Raw genomic sequence first — 1639 nt, 5'->3', positions numbered from 1 at the left:
TTCAGCTCAACATGGAGCTTGAAAAAGTAAAGGAGTATATCGGCATTCTCGACGGGCGAGAAAAAGAAGTCATCGTCGGCCGGTTCGGCCTTGATTTAAAGAAAGAGAAAACGCAGCGGGAAATAGCGAAGGAGCTTGGGATATCGAGAAGCTATGTGTCCCGGATTGAAAAGCGGGCACTGATGAAGATGTTTCATGAGTTTTACCGGGCGGAGAAGGAAAAACGGAAGCGGGAGAAGGGGAAGTGATTTGAAGATTTGAAGTTTTGAAGTTTTGAAGTTTTGAAGAATTCAAGAAAACAACTTCATTTCTGCGTGATAAAAAACAGACTAAATGAGGTCTGTTTTTTATTTCGCTCTAATCTACTTTAGTTTCTTAAAAGTTGAATTCTTAAACATCAGCAGCCGGTACTATGCTGGAACTATTTCTCATTAATACCCGCCTTAGCCCTCAAGAACAGTGGCAAGATTTTGGTCATGAACTTTGTCATGCGCTAAGACATGAAGGAAATCAACTAATTATGCCCCCCACTGTTTAGAGAGCTGCAGGAAATGCAAGCAAAGCGATTTGCATATAAGTTTTGTATTCCCACTTTTATGCTTAGAAAAATAAAAGCTATTCAACCATATAATAATTTCACAAATGAAATAGCATCTCTTTTCAAGGTTTCATATAAATTCGCTACCGAACGTTTCATGACTTTAAAACCATGCCATATGTCATAATTATTTTGTCTAATTTTGTCGAAAATCAACAATTAAAAATTTTTTCCTTTATAATATTGTCTGTGTTTCTAAATTATGTATATAGGATGATGTATCAATCCCATTCCAACGGATTCAATAAATAACCACAACTAAAAAGAATAAAAGGAGAAAAAATCTTGAAAAGAAAATTAACTTTATTTGTAGTTCTTTTATTAACAGTAGCTTTATCAGCTTGTAATGCACAAAGCTCTAACACCAAAGAAGAAGAAAAGGGAAAACAAGATACCAACGCTTCAAGTGAATCGTCTTCAAAACAGGAAAGTAAGAAAGAAGCCGATGGAACAAGATCAGCACCTATTCCTCTAAAAGAACCATTAATGTTTGAAGATTATATAATGACACAGAATAAAGAATATACAGCTACATTAGAGATGATTGTAAAAGAAGTTATTCGAGGCGATAAAGCATTTGATATCTTATATAAAACGAATAGCAATAATTCTAAGCCTAATAAAGGGTATGAATATGCACTTGTAAAAGTTAACGTGAAGATGACAGATTCTGAAACAGATGATGAGCCTATACTATTCAGCCCAATTCTTAACTTTGACTTTTTTAGTAGTGATGGTTCTCCTTATTCTCAGGAAATTGGTATTGTTGTGACCAAAAAATTTGAAGGGGAAGTATATAAAGGTGGTTCACTTGAAGGTTATATAGTGAATCAAGTAAAAAAAGACGATGATTTTTTAATAGCTTATAAAAGTATGTCTACTTCAGGCAAACTATTCTTTAAAACAAAATAGTTGAAGGCCCTTTTCGGGCTTTTCTTTTTCTAAATAAAACAGAACGTATGTTTTCCAATAAAACTTCATATATAAAAGCACCCCCCTCTTGACATTAATAATGAAATCCTTATGCATTTACGCGCGCTC

4 protein-coding genes are annotated in these 1639 nt (G+C 34.2%); all 4 read left to right on the top strand.

The genetic code is table 11. The annotated features are described in order from the left end of the window. On the top strand, positions 1-248 hold a 248-nt coding region (locus BA70_RS18655; protein WP_149865379.1), incomplete at its 5' end, for a sigma factor-like helix-turn-helix DNA-binding protein. A gap of 164 nt (positions 249-412) precedes the next feature. After that, complete coding sequence (locus BA70_RS21050) at positions 413-538, top strand: ImmA/IrrE family metallo-endopeptidase (protein WP_149865378.1); 126 nt, start codon at positions 413-415, stop codon at positions 536-538. Continuing rightward, on the top strand, positions 531-725 hold the full coding sequence (locus BA70_RS21045) for an ImmA/IrrE family metallo-endopeptidase (RefSeq protein WP_420834693.1): 195 nt from the start codon (positions 531-533) through the stop codon (positions 723-725). The genes BA70_RS21050 and BA70_RS21045 overlap by 8 nt, the downstream gene beginning before the upstream one ends. A 158-nt stretch (positions 726-883) precedes the next feature. Next, complete coding sequence (locus tag BA70_RS18650) at positions 884-1510, top strand: DUF4352 domain-containing protein (protein WP_034325231.1); 627 nt, start codon at positions 884-886, stop codon at positions 1508-1510. Positions 1511-1639 lie beyond the last annotated feature (129 nt).

Source organism: Bacillus zhangzhouensis (assembly GCF_000715205.1).
Lineage (GTDB): Bacteria > Bacillota > Bacilli > Bacillales > Bacillaceae > Bacillus > Bacillus zhangzhouensis.
This window is presented reverse-complemented; position numbering and strand designations above follow the sequence as displayed.